At 61.1% G+C, this 15,587-nt stretch carries 17 protein-coding genes; 11 read left to right on the forward strand and 6 right to left on the reverse strand.

The genetic code is table 11. From position 1 onward, the window contains the following. Positions 1-7 precede the first annotated feature (7 nt). Positions 8-400, reverse strand: a complete 393-nt coding sequence (locus tag OF122_RS03800) for a GNAT family N-acetyltransferase (RefSeq protein WP_264226503.1) — start codon at positions 398-400, stop codon at positions 8-10. Between the two features lie 183 nt (positions 401-583). Here OF122_RS03800 and OF122_RS03805 point away from each other — a divergent pair, with 183 nt between their 5' ends. The 3 genes from OF122_RS03805 (at position 584) to OF122_RS03815 (ending at position 3,649) form a co-directional block, all read left to right on the forward strand. Next, positions 584-1,543: a carbohydrate kinase family protein gene (locus OF122_RS03805; RefSeq protein ID WP_264226504.1), complete on the forward strand. Its 960-nt coding sequence runs from the start codon at positions 584-586 to the stop codon at positions 1,541-1,543. Between the two features lie 65 nt (positions 1,544-1,608). Beyond that, positions 1,609-2,178, forward strand: a complete 570-nt coding sequence (locus tag OF122_RS03810) for a hypothetical protein (RefSeq protein ID WP_264226505.1) — start codon at positions 1,609-1,611, stop codon at positions 2,176-2,178. A 130-nt stretch (positions 2,179-2,308) separates the two neighbouring features. Then, positions 2,309-3,649 carry an MFS transporter gene (locus tag OF122_RS03815; RefSeq protein ID WP_264226506.1) on the forward strand — a complete coding sequence of 447 codons (1,341 nt, stop codon included), beginning with the start codon at positions 2,309-2,311 and terminating at the stop codon, positions 3,647-3,649. On the opposite strand, the gene modB is transcribed toward OF122_RS03815, so the two are convergent. The 4 genes from modB to eda form a co-directional block, all read right to left on the reverse strand. Next, on the reverse strand, positions 3,646-4,329 hold the full coding sequence (gene modB, locus OF122_RS03820) for a molybdate ABC transporter permease subunit (RefSeq protein WP_264226507.1): 684 nt from the start codon (positions 4,327-4,329) through the stop codon (positions 3,646-3,648). The two genes, OF122_RS03815 and modB, sit on opposite strands and share 4 nt — an antisense overlap. Then, positions 4,326-5,060 carry a molybdate ABC transporter substrate-binding protein gene (modA, locus tag OF122_RS03825; protein WP_264226508.1) on the reverse strand — a complete coding sequence of 245 codons (735 nt, stop codon included), beginning with the start codon at positions 5,058-5,060 and terminating at the stop codon, positions 4,326-4,328. Before modA ends, modB begins: the two co-directional genes overlap by 4 nt. A 68-nt stretch (positions 5,061-5,128) precedes the next feature. After that, entirely contained in the window at positions 5,129-5,503 is a 375-nt protein-coding gene (locus OF122_RS03830; RefSeq protein ID WP_264226509.1) for a winged helix-turn-helix domain-containing protein, read from the reverse strand. After that, positions 5,504-6,139: a bifunctional 4-hydroxy-2-oxoglutarate aldolase/2-dehydro-3-deoxy-phosphogluconate aldolase gene (eda, locus tag OF122_RS03835; RefSeq protein ID WP_264226510.1), complete on the reverse strand. Its 636-nt coding sequence runs from the start codon at positions 6,137-6,139 to the stop codon at positions 5,504-5,506. It abuts the gene before it with no gap. Positions 6,140-6,272: 133 nt separating this feature from the next. Between eda and nadA the strand changes: the two genes are divergently transcribed. Together nadA and OF122_RS03845 are read left to right on the forward strand one after the other, a co-directional pair. Beyond that, positions 6,273-7,340 (forward strand): quinolinate synthase NadA, encoded by a 1,068-nt coding sequence (gene nadA / locus OF122_RS03840; RefSeq protein ID WP_264226511.1) that lies wholly within the window; start codon positions 6,273-6,275, stop codon positions 7,338-7,340. A gap of 24 nt (positions 7,341-7,364) precedes the next feature. Further along, the gene (locus OF122_RS03845; protein WP_264226512.1) at positions 7,365-8,954 is read left to right on the forward strand and encodes an L-aspartate oxidase; all 1,590 of its coding nucleotides are present in this window, start codon (positions 7,365-7,367) and stop codon (positions 8,952-8,954) included. Between the two features lie 3 nt (positions 8,955-8,957). On the opposite strand, the gene OF122_RS03850 is transcribed toward OF122_RS03845, so the two are convergent. Continuing rightward, complete coding sequence (locus tag OF122_RS03850) at positions 8,958-9,383, reverse strand: hypothetical protein (RefSeq protein WP_264226513.1); 426 nt, start codon at positions 9,381-9,383, stop codon at positions 8,958-8,960. A gap of 132 nt (positions 9,384-9,515) precedes the next feature. On the opposite strand from OF122_RS03850, the gene OF122_RS03855 reads away from it, so the two are divergent. The 6 genes from OF122_RS03855 to OF122_RS03880 all read left to right on the forward strand — a co-directional run bounded on the left by OF122_RS03855 (position 9,516) and on the right by OF122_RS03880 (position 15,516). Continuing rightward, positions 9,516-10,322, forward strand: a complete 807-nt coding sequence (locus OF122_RS03855; protein WP_264226514.1) for a creatininase family protein — start codon at positions 9,516-9,518, stop codon at positions 10,320-10,322. After that, on the forward strand, positions 10,319-11,221 hold the full coding sequence (locus OF122_RS03860) for a LysR family transcriptional regulator (protein WP_264226515.1): 903 nt from the start codon (positions 10,319-10,321) through the stop codon (positions 11,219-11,221). The genes OF122_RS03855 and OF122_RS03860 overlap by 4 nt, the downstream gene beginning before the upstream one ends. A gap of 4 nt (positions 11,222-11,225) precedes the next feature. After that, a complete protein-coding gene (locus tag OF122_RS03865; RefSeq protein ID WP_264226516.1) occupies positions 11,226-12,827 on the forward strand; it encodes a HoxN/HupN/NixA family nickel/cobalt transporter in 1,602 nt (533 codons plus the stop codon). A 133-nt stretch (positions 12,828-12,960) separates the two neighbouring features. Then, positions 12,961-13,983 (forward strand): ferrochelatase, encoded by a 1,023-nt coding sequence (gene hemH / locus OF122_RS03870; RefSeq protein ID WP_264226517.1) that lies wholly within the window; start codon positions 12,961-12,963, stop codon positions 13,981-13,983. Between the two features lie 93 nt (positions 13,984-14,076). Beyond that, positions 14,077-15,045 carry an SPFH domain-containing protein gene (locus OF122_RS03875; RefSeq protein ID WP_264226518.1) on the forward strand — a complete coding sequence of 323 codons (969 nt, stop codon included), beginning with the start codon at positions 14,077-14,079 and terminating at the stop codon, positions 15,043-15,045. A gap of 9 nt (positions 15,046-15,054) precedes the next feature. After that, complete coding sequence (locus OF122_RS03880) at positions 15,055-15,516, forward strand: NfeD family protein (RefSeq protein WP_264226519.1); 462 nt, start codon at positions 15,055-15,057, stop codon at positions 15,514-15,516. Positions 15,517-15,587 lie beyond the last annotated feature (71 nt).

Genomic DNA, 15,587 nt, shown 5'->3' on the forward strand with positions numbered 1-15,587 from the left:
GTCGTCCTTAGTCGATGGTCAAAACCCCGGCGTCAGTGGGGGTGAAGCCGCAGGAAAGGTAGAAATCGCGCAGATGGGGCTCGAAGTCCACATGGACTTTCTGCAATCCGCGCTTGCGGGCGACCTTGAGGGCCGCTTCGACCATGGATTGGCCGATGCCGTGATCGCGAAACTCGGGGTGCACGCAGGCATCGACCAGAAAGCCGTGAATGCCGCCATCCCAGGCCATGTTGGTAAAACCGATGATCCGGTCTCCCAGATAGGCGCCGACATGGGTGAGGCTGCGGGTCAGGATGGATTGGAAATCGGAGACGCCATCGATCTCCCAAGTGGCCCGCCAGAGGTCGGACAGTTCGCGCTGGCTGGGAAAGGGGTCGATTCTTACGTCAACAACGTCCATGGGAAGTCCTTCAGGTTTCAAATGGAAAAAGTATCGGGAGCACAATGTTCTGCCTCGTCAAAGGTTGCAGCACAGTGCCTTGTGACCCGGGCGCGAGTTTGGTCACATAAACATCTGCTCAATATCTTGGCGAATGCCCGCGGATTCGTGTAGAGAAGCCGGGCTTTGACACAGGAGGGCGCGATGTTCGTGGTTGCGGGGGAAAGCCTCATAGATCTTGTCGCCAAGCCGCTTGAGGTCGGCCGGTCGATGGAAATGAGTGCTCATGAAGGCGGGTCGCCCTACAATTGCGCCATCGCGTTGGCCCGACTGGGACAGCAATCGGGTTTTTTGTGTCCGATTTCCAAGGATACCTTCGGCGATCTGCTGATGGGGCCGCTTAATGCTGCCGGGGTGGTTCGGTTGATCAGGGAACGATCCGATTGCAATACTACATTGGCGGTGGTCACACGCAACGCCAAGGGATTGCCGGCCTACGCGTTTTATCGTCAGGGAACCGCCGAGCGTGATATCTCGCGGGACAAGCTGTTGGCGGCGCTGCCTGAGACAATCGATGTTTTCCAGATCGGCGGGTTCCTGCCCATCGAGCCCGAAGATGCTGAAATCTGGCTCGATGTTGTCAAGCAGGTGGCGGCGCGCGGCGCGGTTCTTTCGATCGACCCCAATGTGCGGCCGTCGCTGATTTCCGATTTTGCCGGCTACAAGGAACGGCTGGGAACGTTTCTGGATCTGGCGCATATCGTCAAGGTTTCCGACGAGGATCTTGCCGCGCTCGATGGCTCGATGAGCATCGAGGCGCACGCGCAGAGCCTGCTGGCGCGGCCCAATGTGAAACTTGTGGTGGTGACCATGGGTGAGGAGGGATCGCGGGCCTTCACATCATCGGCCGAAGCCGAAGCGCCTGTTCATCGCCCTGAGGTATTCGGCGACACGGTGGGCGCCGGGGACAGCCTGATGGCCGGTGTGCTTTCGGCGCTTTCCGATCGGCATGCGCTGGCCGTGGGCAAACTGGCTGCACTCGATGCGCAGGCTTTGGGTGAGGTGCTGCGGTTCGGTGCTGTGACGGCGGGGCTCAATTGCGGGTTTGTGGGCTGCAATCCGCCGCGCCGGGCCGAGGTTGAGGCGGTGTTGAAAACCGTTTGAACGGCATATTGCCGCCCGATTGTTCCAAGAGGTTCACACCGAGATTGCGACGAGGACCGATTGTCATGAAAATGCTGCTTGCCGCTCTCGCTGCCCTTTCGCTCGGCGCCACGCCCATCATGGCGCAGGCGATCAGCGAATATACGCAATACGACCTCGATACCGACTGCAATCTGATTGCCCGCGCTCCGGACAATGAGGGTGAGTGGGCTGACTTCGTCTGTACGGGGCATGCGGGATACCCGTTCGTTCTGCGCTCGTCTGACGGACGGGACAGTGTGACTTACGGCTTTGCCACGGAGTCGGGCATGGCAACGTTCGCGCCCTTTAACTACGCCAACGAAACAGTGGAATGGCGGGTGCGGCTCGACCGGAACACCGAACGGCCCGTGGCGGCTATCCAGCGCTGGTTTATCGCCGACCAGGATGGCAACTGGAACCGGCAATTGCTGGTTGTCTCCAAGGTCGGCCAGCCGGATGGCGGTGGTGCGTGCGCCATGGCCTATGTGGCCAATACCGAAGGCGCCAACGAGCGAGCGCGGCGACTAGCCGACGAGTTGGTCGACGGGTTCGAATGTGGCAGCACCGCTCCGACGATTGAGGATGATATCCGCGACATCGTAGGCGACCGCTAGGTTCTGCACCTTTTTGGAGGGAAAGTGTCGGCGCCGGTTGACCCAATACGTCCTTGGTGACGAGCGTTTGGCGATTGTTCTTGGACACTGCCGGACGTAATGTCGCACCTTGAACGATCCGGACACGGCCATGGCCCCCTTTCATCAGATTTTGGGCAACAACCTTGTTGCCAACATCACCAACTTTACTGTCTGGTTTGCGATCACGTTCTGGATCTTTATCGAGACCCAGTCGGTGTTCGCCACCGGCATGATCGCCGGAATTTATCTGGTGTTCACTGCGGCCTTCGGCTTCTGGCTGGGATCGATCGTCGATCATAATTCCAAGCGCATATCGATGATGGGATCGAGCCTTGTCTCGTTCCTGTTCTATGCGGCAGCGCTTGGCATGTTGCTGACCGAACCCGAGGGCGCGTTTACCGATCCGTTCGGGCCTTATCTTTGGGTGTTCGTGCTTCTGGTCATGCTGGGGGTGATTGCGGGCAATATCCGGTCCATTGCGCTTCCGACGCTGGTAACCATCATGATCCCCGAGGACGAGCGCGACAAGGCGAACGGGCTGGTAGGCATGGTCACCGGCATCGGTTTTTTGACTACGTCGGTGATCTCGGGGTTTCTTGTCGCCTGGGGCGGGATGTGGCTGGTGCTGGTTCTCGCGCTGGGGACGACCGTTCTGGTTTTCGCCCATCTGGGATTCCTGCGCGTCAATGAGGGCCGGCCCGTTCCCGTTGAAGGGGAAGTCCAGCCGCCGCGCACCGTGGATATTGCTGGCACAATAGCGATCATCGCAGCGGTGCCGGGGCTCTTCGCCCTGATCTTTTTTGCCACCTTCAACAATTTCCTCGGCGGCATCTTCATGGCTCTGCTCGATGCCTACGGGCTTTCGCTGGTATCGGTCGAGATCTGGGGGTTGCTGTTTGGGGTGCTTTCAACGGCGTTCATCGCGAGCGGACTTTTGATTTCACGTATCGGACTGGGCAAAAATCCGCTGCGCACACTGCTGCTGGTCAACCTCGTCACATGGTCGGTGTGCTGCGTTTTCACGCTGCAATCCTCGATCTGGCTTCTCACGGCCGGATGTTTCGTCTGGATGTTCATGGCGCCTTTTGCCGAGGCGGCCGAGCACACGACACTGCAAAAGGTCGTGCCGCTGGAGCGGCAGGGGCGAGTGTTCGGGTTTGCCCAATCGGTCGAACAGGCGGCTTCGCCGCTGACGGCGTTTCTGATCGGGCCCTATACCCAGTTCGTGGTGATCCCATTTATGACCGACGGGCAGGGCGCGCGATCGATTGGCGGATGGTTCGGCACCGGGCCGGAGCGTGGTATTGCCCTGGTCTTTACGGTGGCCGGGCTGATAGGCGTTCTGGTGACTATTCTGGCGCTCAATTCGCGGCCCTACAAACAGCTTTCGGCCTATTACGCCGGGGCGCCGGACAGCACGGAACTGGCCGAGGACACCAAGCCCGCCTAAGGCTGAATGCGGGAGATTCGTCTGTCGGCGCTCATGGTGAGGGCCAGCGCGACGAAGGCAAAGATCAGCATGGCGAAGGCGACGATGTGGGCCTCGGTCCAGCGGAGTTGCTCGACATAATCGAAAATGGCGATGGAGAGCACTTTGGTTTGACCGGGGATGTTGCCGCCGATCATCATGACAACGCCGAATTCGCCCACCGTGTGGGAAAAGCCAAGTACCGCTGCGGTCAGGTAGCCGGGACGGGCGAGGGGCAGGATGATCAAGGCAAAGGCTTTGCGGAAATCAAGTCCCAGCGAATAGGCCGCTTCGAGCGGGCCGGGGCCGATGGCGGCAAAGCTGTTGCGCAGGGGCTGGACGACGAAGGGCAGCGAATAGAGCACTGAACCGATGACGAGACCGGGGAAGGTAAAGGCGAGGCTGCGCCCACCCCAGAGCGGAGCCAGCCAGCCGCCCGGACCGCCGGTGCCCAAAAGGATGAGCATATAAAACCCCAGAACCGTGGGCGGAAGGACGAGCGGCAGGGCAATCAATGCGTTGACGATGATCGTCCATCGCGATTTGGAACGGGCCAGCCACCAGGCGAGGGGCGTGCTGATGACCACGAGGATGAGCGTGGTGACGAGAGCCAGTGATAGGGTGAGCCTAATCGCCGGCCAGATTTCCCAGAACAGGGTCATCGCTCGATCGTCCCGTAGCCAAATGATTGGATGATGGTCCGGGCGGTGTCGGAGGTGAGAAAATCGAGGAACGCGACCGCGGTATCGTTGTCAGGGCTGAGCAGCACGACGTCCTGGGTGATGGGGGTGTAAAGGTCTTCGTCGACCACCCAGCGTGAGCCGTCCGTGCGCCCGGCCACCTGCGAAAGCGCGACGAAGCCGAGTTCGGCGTTGGCAGTGTCGACGAACTGGTAGGTTTGGGAAATGTTCTGGCCGATGACCAGTTTTCCCTCCAGTGTTTCGGTCAGTTCCAGAGCCTTGATCACTTCGATTGCAGCAGCGCCATAGGGGGCGGCAGCGGGCTCGGCGATGGCGAGGTGGGTGAAATCACCCTCGAGGCTTTGCGGGCCGGTGACCAGATCGGGGATTGTGGAAAAAAGAACGAGCTTGCCCATGGCGTAGGTGAAATCGCTGCCCTCTACGGCCAAACCTTCGTCCAGCAGACGTGCGGGCGTCGCCGTGTCGGCGGACAAGAACGCATCGAAGGGCGCGCCTTGGGTGATCTGGGCGTAGAGTTGGCCGGTCGCTCCGAAGGAAAAGGCGATCTCGCTGCCGGTTTCAGCCCTGAAGGCGGCGCCGAGGTCTTCGGCAGCGGCGGTGAAATTGGCGGCGACTGCGATGTGGGCCTCTTGCGCGACGGCAGGCCCTGGGGCTGCGAGGATCGCAAACGCGACGATGGAGAGGCAGAGCACGGCTTGCCCTCGATATGTCTATTTGAACATATCGCTTTCTGGCATGAAGCGGCTGCAAAAGGCAATGGTCAGGGTTTGGGGGACGTGTGTTTGGCGAGGGCGCGCATCGCCTCGACATCGGGTTCGATGGCGGCGCGGGTCTTTTGTTCGATGGCGCGGTAGCGGGCGAGGATTTCGCGACCCGCTTCAGTGAGGTGTGCGCCGCCCTGCGCCGTGCCGCCACGGCTGGTTTCGACCAATGGGATACCCGCACCCTCGTTGAGCGCCTGAACGAGGCTCCAGGCGCGCTTGTAGCTCATGGACATAGTCTTGCCAGCCGCGCTGATCGAGCCGGTCCTCTCGATTCCTTCGAGCAAATCGGCGCGGCCGGGCCCGATGTAGAAATTTTCGTCGAGCACGATGCGCAGGTGGCCCAGACCGGAGGCGGGGACCGGCCGTTTCATTTATGCTGCGAGGTCGGCCGCTTGCCGGGCGAGGGATTGGATCCTGTCGAAGTCGCCAGCGGCGATGGCGTCGGCAGGGATGATCCATGATCCACCCACGCAGATGACGTTGGAAAGGCCAAGATAGATTTTTGCCTTTTCGATATCGATGCCGCCGGTGGGGCAAAAAATGATGTCGGGCAGGGGCGAGGCAAAGGCCTTGAGAACGGACGCGCCGCCCATGGCTTCGGCGGGGAAGAATTTGAGATAGGTGTAACCAATCATCGACGCCGCCATGGCCTCGGTCGGCGAGGCGATACCTGGCAGGAGGGGGATCGAGATGTCTTCGGCGGCTTCGAGCAGGGCAAGGGGGGCGCCGGGGGAGACCATGAACTGGCAGCCCGCATCGCGGGAGGCCTTCATATCCTTTTTGCGGCGCACGGTACCCGAGCCGACGACGGCGCCTTTGACCTTGGCCATTTCTTCCATAACCTTGAGCGCATTTGGCGTGCGCAAGGTGATCTCTAGGTTGGGCAGGCCGCCCGCCACGAGCGCCTCGGCGAGATTGCGGGCGGTCGAGACGTCATCATGGATGATGACCGGCACCACAGGCGCCACCGAAAGGATGGATTTGAGCTTTGCTGCGTCCTGGGCCATGGCGATCTCCAACTAAAGTTCTATGGGTTATCCGTGCTCTAGCACGGGCTTTATTGAATTGGGAACCAAAACTCCCTAAGTGAAGCCGGCGGGTCGCTTGCGGCCATGTCGATGCAGGCGGGGGAGCCCGAACATGATCCAGCAGATCAACGCCCTGACACCGATCGAAGAGGCGCGGGCCGTTTTGTCCGCCGATTTCGATCTGAAGTTCTCCAAGGCGATCGAATCCGAAACGCGTCCGGTTTTCGAGAAGGTCAAGGACCGTATCCCGGAGATCGAATGGCCATTCTATGCGCCGCTGATCTTTCAGATCAACAAGCTCAAACGCGAAAAGAACGCGGTGATCCTGGCGCATAATTACCAGACGCCGCAGATCTTTTATGGCGTTGCCGATATCGTGGGCGACAGTTTGCAACTGGCAATCGAGGCGACCAAGGTGGAAGCCGAAACGATCGTGCAGTGCGGCGTGCACTTCATGGCCGAGACCTCCAAACTGCTCAATCCCTCCAAGCGCGTTTTGATTCCCGACAGCCGTGCAGGGTGCTCGCTGGCATCCTCGATCACGGCGGAGGACGTTCTGGTCATGCGGGCGCAATATCCGGGCGTGCCGGTGGTGACCTACGTGAATTCATCGGCCGCCGTGAAGGCAGTGACCGACGTGTGCTGCACGTCATCGAACGCGCTGCAGATCGTCGAGGCGGTCGAGGGCGACACGGTGATGATGATCCCGGACCAGTATCTGGCGCAGAATACTGCGAAAAAGACCAAAAAGAAGATCGTCACCTGGGCGGGCGCGTGCGAGGTGCACGAGACCTTTACCGCCGACGATATCGCCGAATTGCGAGCCGCCTATCCGGGCGCCAAGATCATCGCCCATCCCGAATGTCCACCCGAGGTGATCGACGCTGTCGATTTCGCCGGGTCGACTTCGGGGATGATCGATTGGGTCAAGACCGAGCGGCCCGCCAAGGTGGTGATGGTCACCGAATGCTCGATGAGCGACAACGTAGCGGCGGAAACCGAAGGCGTGGCATTCTTGCGCGGGTGCAATATCTGCCCGCACATGAAGCGCATCAACCTTGAAAACATCTTGTGGAGCCTGCACACGGGCACCGAGGAGGTGACGATTGCCGAGGAGCTGATGGAACCGGCGCGGGCGGCGGTGGAGCGGATGATCGAATTTTCTCGGCCCAGGAATTAGCGCCGGTCCTCGGGGGACATTTTCTTGGATATCTTCGACAACGTCTTTAACGCCGAAGGCGTGGTGATTGTTGGTGCGGGGCTGGCGGGGCTGTTTTGCGCGCTCAAGCTGGCGCCGCGGCCGGTGACCGTGCTTTCGCCCATGCCGCTCGGTTCGGGGGCGTCCTCGTCATGGGCGCAGGGCGGGGTGGCTGCGGCGGTCGGGGAGGGCGACAGCGCGCGGGCTCATGCGGCCGATACCGAAATGGCCGGCGCGGGAATCGTCGATCACGGCGTCGCCGAATCGGTGACCGGGGAGGCTGCGGCTCGGATCGAGGATCTGGCGAGCTGGGGCACCCCGTTCGATCGTGATGCTCTGGGGCATTTCATCCTGTCGCGCGAAGCTGCCCATTCGGCCAACCGAGTGGTGCGGGTGTCGGGCGACCGGGCCGGGCATGCCATCATGCAGGCGATCATCGCCAAGGTGCGCGCCACGCCCTCGATCCGCGTGGTCGAGGGGATTACCGCAGTCGATCTGGCCCATGCGGACGGGCGAATAGTAGGAGTCTTCTGCCGCCGGCTGGGCGATCGTTATGTCGAGCCTGTGTTTATCCGGGCACGGGCGACGGTTCTGGCGGCGGGAGGACTGGGCGGACTCTATGCGGTGACCACAAACCCGCCCTCTGTGCGCGGACACGCCATGGGTATGGCGGCTCGGGCGGGGGCGGTTATCGCCGATCCTGAATTCGTGCAGTTTCATCCGACCGCCATTCTGACCGGGTGTGATCCGGCGCCTCTGGCGACTGAAGCGTTGCGGGGGGAAGGGGCGATTCTCGTCAACGATCTCGGCGAGCGGTTCATGGTCGATATCCATCCCGACGCTGAACTGGCACCGCGCGATATTGTGGCGCGGGCCAATTTCCGGCAGATCAAGGCGGGGCGGCGGGTGTTTCTCGATACGCGCGCGGCGTTGGGCGAGAAAATTCTCATGGCCTATCCGACTGTCGCCGAGTATTGCCGGATGGCTGGGATCGACCCGGTTGCCGAGCCGATCCCGGTGACGCCGGCGGCCCATTATCATATGGGCGGGGTCAAGGTGGATGAGGATGGTCGCTCCTCGCTACCGGGCCTCTGGGTGTGCGGCGAGGCGTCGTGTACGGGGTTGCATGGAGCAAATCGGTTGGCGTCCAATTCGCTGCTCGAAGCGATCGTTTATGGCGCGCGGATTGCTGAAGACATCTCAGGGCTTGAGCCGCAGCGGCGGCCCTTGCCCGATTTTGCCGGCATCGCCTGGGACGCGGAAAAGGGCGCCAGGGCCGAGGAGGTGTTGCGCAACCTCAAGGCGGTCAAGGATCTGCGGGCGATCATGAGCAATGATGTGGGGGTGGAGCGCGATGCCGAAGGGCTCCAGCGGGCCCTGCGCGGGCTTTTGGAGCTGGAGAACACGGCGCTGGAAGTGACCCGCGCCTATCTCAACATGGTGACGTCTGCGACGCTGGTCGCGGCGGCAGCTCTAAAACGCACGGAAAGCCGGGGCGGCCATTTCCGCACCGATTTTCCGCAAACTGGCGATGGATGGCAGGTGCATACCGAAATAACGCTGGCCGAGGCCAGGGCGATTAGGGCAAGCGCCTGAAATTTAAAAGCGCAGCACTTCGATGATGCGTTTGAGGGCCTTGCGCAGGTGCCTATGGCGTTTGTCACCAAGATCTTCGGCAAGGGCCTGCTCGAGGTGGGCCCAGTGATCCTCGATGGACTGGCGCATGGCGTGGCCTTGTTGGGACAGGCGGGCGCCGGGCTCCATTTCGGGGCCGACGGCGAGACGCAACAGCAGGTCGCGGTCCTCGAGACGGGCCAGCCTCATGTCGAGCTGGTCTGGAGCCAGTCCGGTGAACGCGACAAGGGCCTCGGTGGTTGCGCCCGAGGGATCGGCCAGACCGAGCAGGATGGCGTCATCGCCCGCTTCGAGCCCGCGCGCCGCGAGCGGGGCAAGCAGAGCCTGCCGGGCCAGATGGCCCGCTTCGATGAGACGGTAAAGGGTCGAGCCGGCGGCGGATTTGCTCATGGATATTGATCTAGCCAAAACCGGGGCTCCCGTCGAATCGCCTTTGGCGGGAAAGTTAATCAGGGGCCGCATCGCTTGTCCGTGCTCCTGGCGCGCTATAGGGTCGACATTCCAATTTTCCGGGGACGCGCAGTGCCGCTGACTTTCGTGAACGACATCGACGCGCTTGCCGATGTGCGGGTGAGCGAGGGGACCATCGCCATTCTGCCGGTTGCTGCAACCGAGGCGCATGGGCCTCATCTTCCCGCTTCGACCGATTGCGACATCGCCCAGGGCCATCTTAGCGCTCTCTCGGGCTATCTCTCCAGTGCTATCGACGCAGTGGTGTTGCCCATTGAACGCATAGGGGCGTCGCGCGAGCATTTATGGGCGGCCGGAACGCAGAGCAAGAACGAAGGCGATTTGATCGCCGAATGGTTCGGCATTGCCCAAAGCTGGGCGAAGGCGGGGGGCAGGCGTCTGGTGATCGTTTCGAGCCATGGCGGCAATACGCCGGTTGTGGAAAGCGTGATCTTGAAGGCCCGCGCCGAGCTCGGCCTTCTGGCCATCAGTACGGCCTGGCTCCGGTTCGGCATGCCCGAGGGGTTGTTTGACGAGCATGAGCGGCGATACGGCATCCACGGCGGGGCCATCGAGACAGCGCTGATGCTGCACTATTTCCCCGACAAGGTTGAGATGGGCCGGGCGGACGATTTCGCTTCGGCCCTCGAACCCATCGAGGCGGGGATGACCCATCTTTCGGCCTATGGGCGGCACCGGTTCGGGTGGCTGAGTTCGGATCTCAACGCGCATGGCGTGGTCGGCGATGCCAAAAGTGCCAGCGCAGACAAAGGCGCTGCGCTGGCCGATCATATTCTGGCCGGTTTTGCACAATTGCTTGACGATGTGGCCCGGTTCGACCTTTCTTGGCTCAAAGATTCGCAAAGGGAGCCTCAATGAGCCAGGACCTAGCCCGCATCAGGGCGTTCGTGCAGGTGTTCGATGCCGGCGGCTTTTCAGCCGCTGCGCGCATTCACGGCCGGTCCAAGGCGCTGCTTTCCAAATATGTCACCGATCTCGAGGACTATCTGGGGGCCCGGCTGATGAACCGCACGACGCGCAAGCTCAGCCTGACCGAAGCGGGGGAAGCCTATTACCGCGAGGTGCGGGAAATCCTGTCCCAGCTCGACGATCTGGACGCCACGATCACCGAACAGACCGCCGCGCCGCGTGGCATATTGCGCGTTTCCGCACCGCGCAATTTCGGGGAATCGACACTACTGGAACCGCTGTTCGAATTTACCCGTGCCCATCCCGACGTGACGCTCGATCTGCGGCTCGAAGACCGCATGGTCGATCTAGTCGAGGAGGGGATCGATGTGGCGCTGCGCATCTCGCGCATGTCGGACACGTCGCTGATCGCCCGCAAGATCGCGGAAACCTCGGTTGCCGTATGCGCGACGCCGGAGGTCATCAAGGCATACGGGGTGCCCCAGACGCCCGAAGCGCTCAAGGGCGTGCCGTGCATCATCGATACCAACATGACGGGCCAGGCCAATTGGCAGTTCGTCGAGGAAGGGCGGACGGTGGCTGTGCACGTGGATGGACCGGTGCGGGTAAATTCTCCCGCCGGTGCGCTGGTTGCGGCACAAAAGGGCCTTGGTTTCGCGCTACTGCCAAGTTTTCTTGCTCATTCGGCCATTGAAGAGGGGGAACTGGTGCCGGTGCTGACCGAATATTTGCCGCAACGCCCATTCCTGCAGGCGGTTTATCCCCATCGCAGGCATTTGTCGGGCAAGGTTCGTGCGCTTATCGATTTCCTCGTCGAATGGTTTGAAACCCATCCGGTCAATTCCTGATTTCATGACCTCAAATTTTCTCAAGAAACTGAGCGCTGCCTGCCTTGCCGCGCTGATAGCGGGTGTCGGCCCGGCCGTGGCGCATCCCCATGTGTGGATCGACGCGGCGGGCGAAGTGCTGTTTGAAAATGGTGCAATTGTCGGCATGCGGCACCATTGGACGTTTGACGAATATTTTTCCGCCTGGGCGATTCAGGGGCTTGATGCCGATGGAGACGGGGATTTGACGCCCCAGGAACTGCAACCGCTGGCCGACGAGAATATCGAGGGACTCGATTTCTATTCCTACTACACGTTCGCCGATCCCGAAGGGCTAGATGGTCATGCTGGCGTGGCCGGCGCCAGTGATCCGTCCATGGTTTATGAAGATGGGCGGGTGACGCTCACGTTTTCGATGCAATTTGCCGAGCCCCAAACGGTTGGCGGCGTCTATGACATCGAAGTGGGCGATCCCGAATATTATGCAGCCTTTACGTTTCCCGATGAAGATTCGGTGACGCTGGAAGGGGCGCCTGAGGGTTGCTCTGTCGTCTCCAAGGAGCCGCAACCCATCGACCCCGAGCTTGAGGAACGGCTCTGGATGCTTGGGCCGGATGTGAGCGAAATCCCGGCGGATTTGCGCGAGGCGGCGCGGGCCATGGCCAATCTGGTCACGGTGACCTGTCCAGGTGGCGTGCCGGCGACGGCGCTCGATGCGATTGCTGAGGCCACCACGCAACGACCGCCATCGCCGTTTTCCGCGCCACCGCCGGAAACCTCTCTGGTCCCGACGCAGGGTGGATTTTTCGGCTGGATCAGTCAGCAGCAGCGGCGTTTTTACGGGACGATGACCTCGGCACTGGGCGCATTGCGGACCGATGGGAACGCCTTCTGGCTGCTGGGCGGCTTGAGCTTTCTCTATGGGATTTTTCATGCCGCAGGTCCCGGGCACGGCAAGGTTGTGATTTCGTCCTATGTGCTGGCCAATGAAAGGCAGCTGCGACGCGGGATCGTCCTGAGCTTTTTCGCCGCCATGATGCAATCTGCAGTCGCCGTAGCATTCATTCTGGTTGCCGCGGGCGCGCTTCAGTTGACCTCGATGGCCATGAGCCAGGCTGCATGGTGGATGGAAGTCATTTCCTACGGCATGGTGGCGCTGCTCGGCGCGTGGCTGGCGGCGCGCAAGCTGGTGTTTCCCCACAAGCACCATCACCACACCCATCCCCCCGATCACGGCCATTCCCATGACCATCATCGCGAACACGATCATCATGATCACAGTTGCGAGCATCATGTCACGCCGCAGCAGACGCGCGGCGGGTGGAAAGAATCGCTGGGGGTGATCGTTTCAGTTGGTCTTCGGCCGTGTTCGGGCGCGCTGGTGGTTCTGGTCTTTGCACTGAGTCAGGGCGTTCTGGCGGCCGGTATCGCCGCAACCTTTCTCATGGGGCTGGGAACGGCGATAACGGTGGCGATCCTGGCCTCGCTGGCGGTTTATCTCAAGGGCGGCGCTCTGCGGCTGACCGGAAATGGCGTGGCGGGCGAATCGGTGGTCTGGTGGCTGGAGATGACCGGCGCCCTATTGGTCATGGCGTTTGGCATGATCCTGTTTTTCGCGGCGATCTAGGCAGCGCAAACCGCCGTATTGAGCGGTCAAATGGCCGCATCTTTTCGTCAGAGTGTTGCTCCGGCAGGCTTTGGCGCTATTGTGCGCGCCAACAACAGCGATACCCTCACACCTCGCATTTCCCAGGATACCGATGAACGCCCACCTGCCGCCCGATCATCCGCCCGTCAAACCGCGCAAAATCGGAGTTCTGCTGCTCAATCTTGGCACGCCCGACGGAACCGACTATTGGAGCGTAAGACGGTATCTCAAGGAATTCCTCTCCGATCCGCGCGTCATTGAGACGCCAAAGTGGTTATGGTGGCCGATTCTCAATCTGGGCATATTGTCTTTCCGGCCGCAAAAGACCGGCGCCAATTATGCCAAGATCTGGGACAAGCGGACCGACGAAAGCCCGCTTCGGGTGATTACCCGCGGGCAGGCCGAAAAGCTCCAGGACGCAATGGCGGCGGACGGGGTTATCGTCGAATACGGCATGCGCTACGGCAATCCTTCGACCGAAAGCGCCATTAAAAAGCTGCACGAGCAGGGGTGTGAGAAAGTCCTGCTGTTCCCGCTCTATCCGCAGTATTCGGCAACTACGACCGCAACGGCCAACGATCAGGCGTTCCGGGCGCTGGCCAACATCCGATGGCAGCCTGCGGTGCGGACCGTTCCGGCTTATTTCGAAGAAGAGATCTACGTCGAGACGCTGGCAAACTCGATCCGCGAAGGCGTGGAAAAGCTCGACTTCGAGCCCGATCTGGTGATTACCTCGTATCACGGCATGCCCAAATCCTATCTGGACAAGGGCGATCCCTATCATTGCCAGTGTTACAAGACGACACGGTTGGTGCGTGAAAAGCTCGGTTGGCCGAAAGAGAAGCTCATGCTGACCTTCCAGAGCCGGTTCGGACCCACCGAATGGCTGCAGCCCTATACCGACGAAACGCTCAAGGGGCTGCCGGCCAAGGGGGTCAAGAAGGTCGCTATTCTCGCGCCGGCCTTTTCGGCCGATTGCATCGAAACCCTCGAGGAAATCGCCATCGGGGGCGAGGAGGAATTCATGCATGCGGGAGGTGAGCGCTATGCCTATATCCCTTGCCTCAATGATACGCCCGGTGGCATGGCGATGATAGAAGCGGTTGTGCGTCGCGAACTGTCGGGCTGGCTGTAGGCGGCAAGCTCAACATTGTCAGCGGTCTGACCCGACCGTAAAGTCCTTCCCGTGGGACCGGCCCGTGAGTCGGGTAAGAGGGAAGGCTAAACAATGGACGGGTTTTCGATAGTCCTTATCGTCATCGGCATTCTGGCCGTTCTGGTGTTGTTCGCCGGGGTTAAGACCGTGCCGCAGGGGCACAATTATACGGTTGAGCGGTTCGGGCGCTATACGCGCACCCTCAAGCCGGGGCTTAACATCATCATTCCATTCATCGATGGCATCGGGCGCAAGCTCAACATGATGGAACAGGTGCTCGATGTGCCGCACCAGGAAGTCATCACAAAGGACAATGCCTCGATCACGGCAGATGGGGTCACATTCTACCAGATCCTCGATGCGGCGCAGGCTGCCTATGAGATTTCCAATCTCGAACAGGGCGTGCTCAATCTCACCATGACCAACATCCGCTCGGTAATGGGTTCACTCGATCTGGACGAATTGCTCTCCAATCGCGACGAAATCAATTCGCGGGTGCTCCGGGTGGTCGATGCGGCTGTTGCGCCCTGGGGCGTCAAGATCACCCGTATCGAGATCAAGGACATCGAGCCGCCGCGCGATCTCGTCGATGCCATGGGACGGCAGATGAAGGCCGAGCGCGATCGGCGCGCGGTGATCCTTGAGGCGGAAGGACAGCGCCAGGCGCAAATTCTAAAGGCCGAGGGCGAAAAGCAGGCACAGGTGCTCGAAGCGGAAGGCCGGCGCGAAGCTGCGTTCCGCGATGCCGAGGCACGGGAGCGCTCGGCGGAGGCCGAAGCCAAGGCGACCGAGATGGTCTCGGAAGCCATCGCCAAGGGCGATGTGCAGGCCATCAACTATTTCGTTGCCAACAATTACGTCAAGGCGCTCGAAAAGATCGCCTCTGCACCCAACCAGAAAGTGCTTATGCTGCCTCTCGAGGCTGCCAATGTGATCGGAGCGCTGGGCGGGGTGGCTGAAATCGCCCGTGAGGCGTTCGGCGGAGAGGGACCACGGCGCAACGCCCCGGGCCGTCCACCCTCGACGCGCAGCGAAAGCTAGGATCGAGCCATGGACCTCATCGCGCTGATTGCAGACAATGCGGGCTGGGCCTGGCTGATTTTCGGGCTCGTGCTGCTCGGGGTCGAACTTGTCGTTCCGGGCGTCTTCATGGTCTGGCTCGGCGGGGCTGCGCTTTTGACCGGGTTGACGGTGTTTCAGATCGGCATTGGCTGGCCGTTCCAGTGGGGTCTGTTCGGCATCCTGTCGGTGGTTCTGGTCACCGGTTGGCTGGCCTATTCAAGACGCCGCCACGGTGATACGCCGCCCAGCGAGGATCCGCTTATCAATGCGCGGACCGCCCGCCTGCTGGGTCGCGAAACGGTACTGGTCGAAGCGATCAGTGATGGGGTGGGGCGCGTGCGGATCGATGACACGCTCTGGCGCGTTTCAGGGCCGGACCTTCCAGAGGGGTCGCATGTGCGGATCACCGGTGCGCGCGGCGGACTGCTCGAGGTCGAGGCTGTGAGCTAAGTCTTTCGCTGATGTGGGAAACCTGGCGTTCGGTAAGGCTTTATTAACCATAAGTTGAAAGCCTCCGGTCA

Origin of the sequence: Pelagibacterium flavum (assembly GCF_025854335.1) — a bacterium.
GTDB classification, from domain to species: Bacteria; Pseudomonadota; Alphaproteobacteria; order Rhizobiales; family Devosiaceae; genus Pelagibacterium; species Pelagibacterium flavum.

Coding starts and splice junctions, on each gene's coding strand:
- OF122_RS03800 (WP_264226503.1), bottom strand. CDS start 400: ATGGACGTTGTTGACGTAAGAATCGACCCCTTTCCCAGCCAGCGCGAA.
- OF122_RS03805 (WP_264226504.1), top strand. CDS start 584: ATGTTCGTGGTTGCGGGGGAAAGCCTCATAGATCTTGTCGCCAAGCCG.
- OF122_RS03810 (WP_264226505.1), top strand. CDS start 1,609: ATGAAAATGCTGCTTGCCGCTCTCGCTGCCCTTTCGCTCGGCGCCACG.
- OF122_RS03815 (WP_264226506.1), top strand. CDS start 2,309: ATGGCCCCCTTTCATCAGATTTTGGGCAACAACCTTGTTGCCAACATC.
- modB (WP_264226507.1), bottom strand. CDS start 4,329: ATGACCCTGTTCTGGGAAATCTGGCCGGCGATTAGGCTCACCCTATCA.
- OF122_RS03830 (WP_264226509.1), bottom strand. CDS start 5,503: ATGAAACGGCCGGTCCCCGCCTCCGGTCTGGGCCACCTGCGCATCGTG.
- eda (WP_264226510.1), bottom strand. CDS start 6,139: ATGGCCCAGGACGCAGCAAAGCTCAAATCCATCCTTTCGGTGGCGCCT.
- nadA (WP_264226511.1), top strand. CDS start 6,273: ATGATCCAGCAGATCAACGCCCTGACACCGATCGAAGAGGCGCGGGCC.
- OF122_RS03850 (WP_264226513.1), bottom strand. CDS start 9,383: ATGAGCAAATCCGCCGCCGGCTCGACCCTTTACCGTCTCATCGAAGCG.
- OF122_RS03860 (WP_264226515.1), top strand. CDS start 10,319: ATGAGCCAGGACCTAGCCCGCATCAGGGCGTTCGTGCAGGTGTTCGAT.
- OF122_RS03865 (WP_264226516.1), top strand. CDS start 11,226: ATGACCTCAAATTTTCTCAAGAAACTGAGCGCTGCCTGCCTTGCCGCG.
- hemH (WP_264226517.1), top strand. CDS start 12,961: ATGAACGCCCACCTGCCGCCCGATCATCCGCCCGTCAAACCGCGCAAA.
- OF122_RS03875 (WP_264226518.1), top strand. CDS start 14,077: ATGGACGGGTTTTCGATAGTCCTTATCGTCATCGGCATTCTGGCCGTT.
- OF122_RS03880 (WP_264226519.1), top strand. CDS start 15,055: ATGGACCTCATCGCGCTGATTGCAGACAATGCGGGCTGGGCCTGGCTG.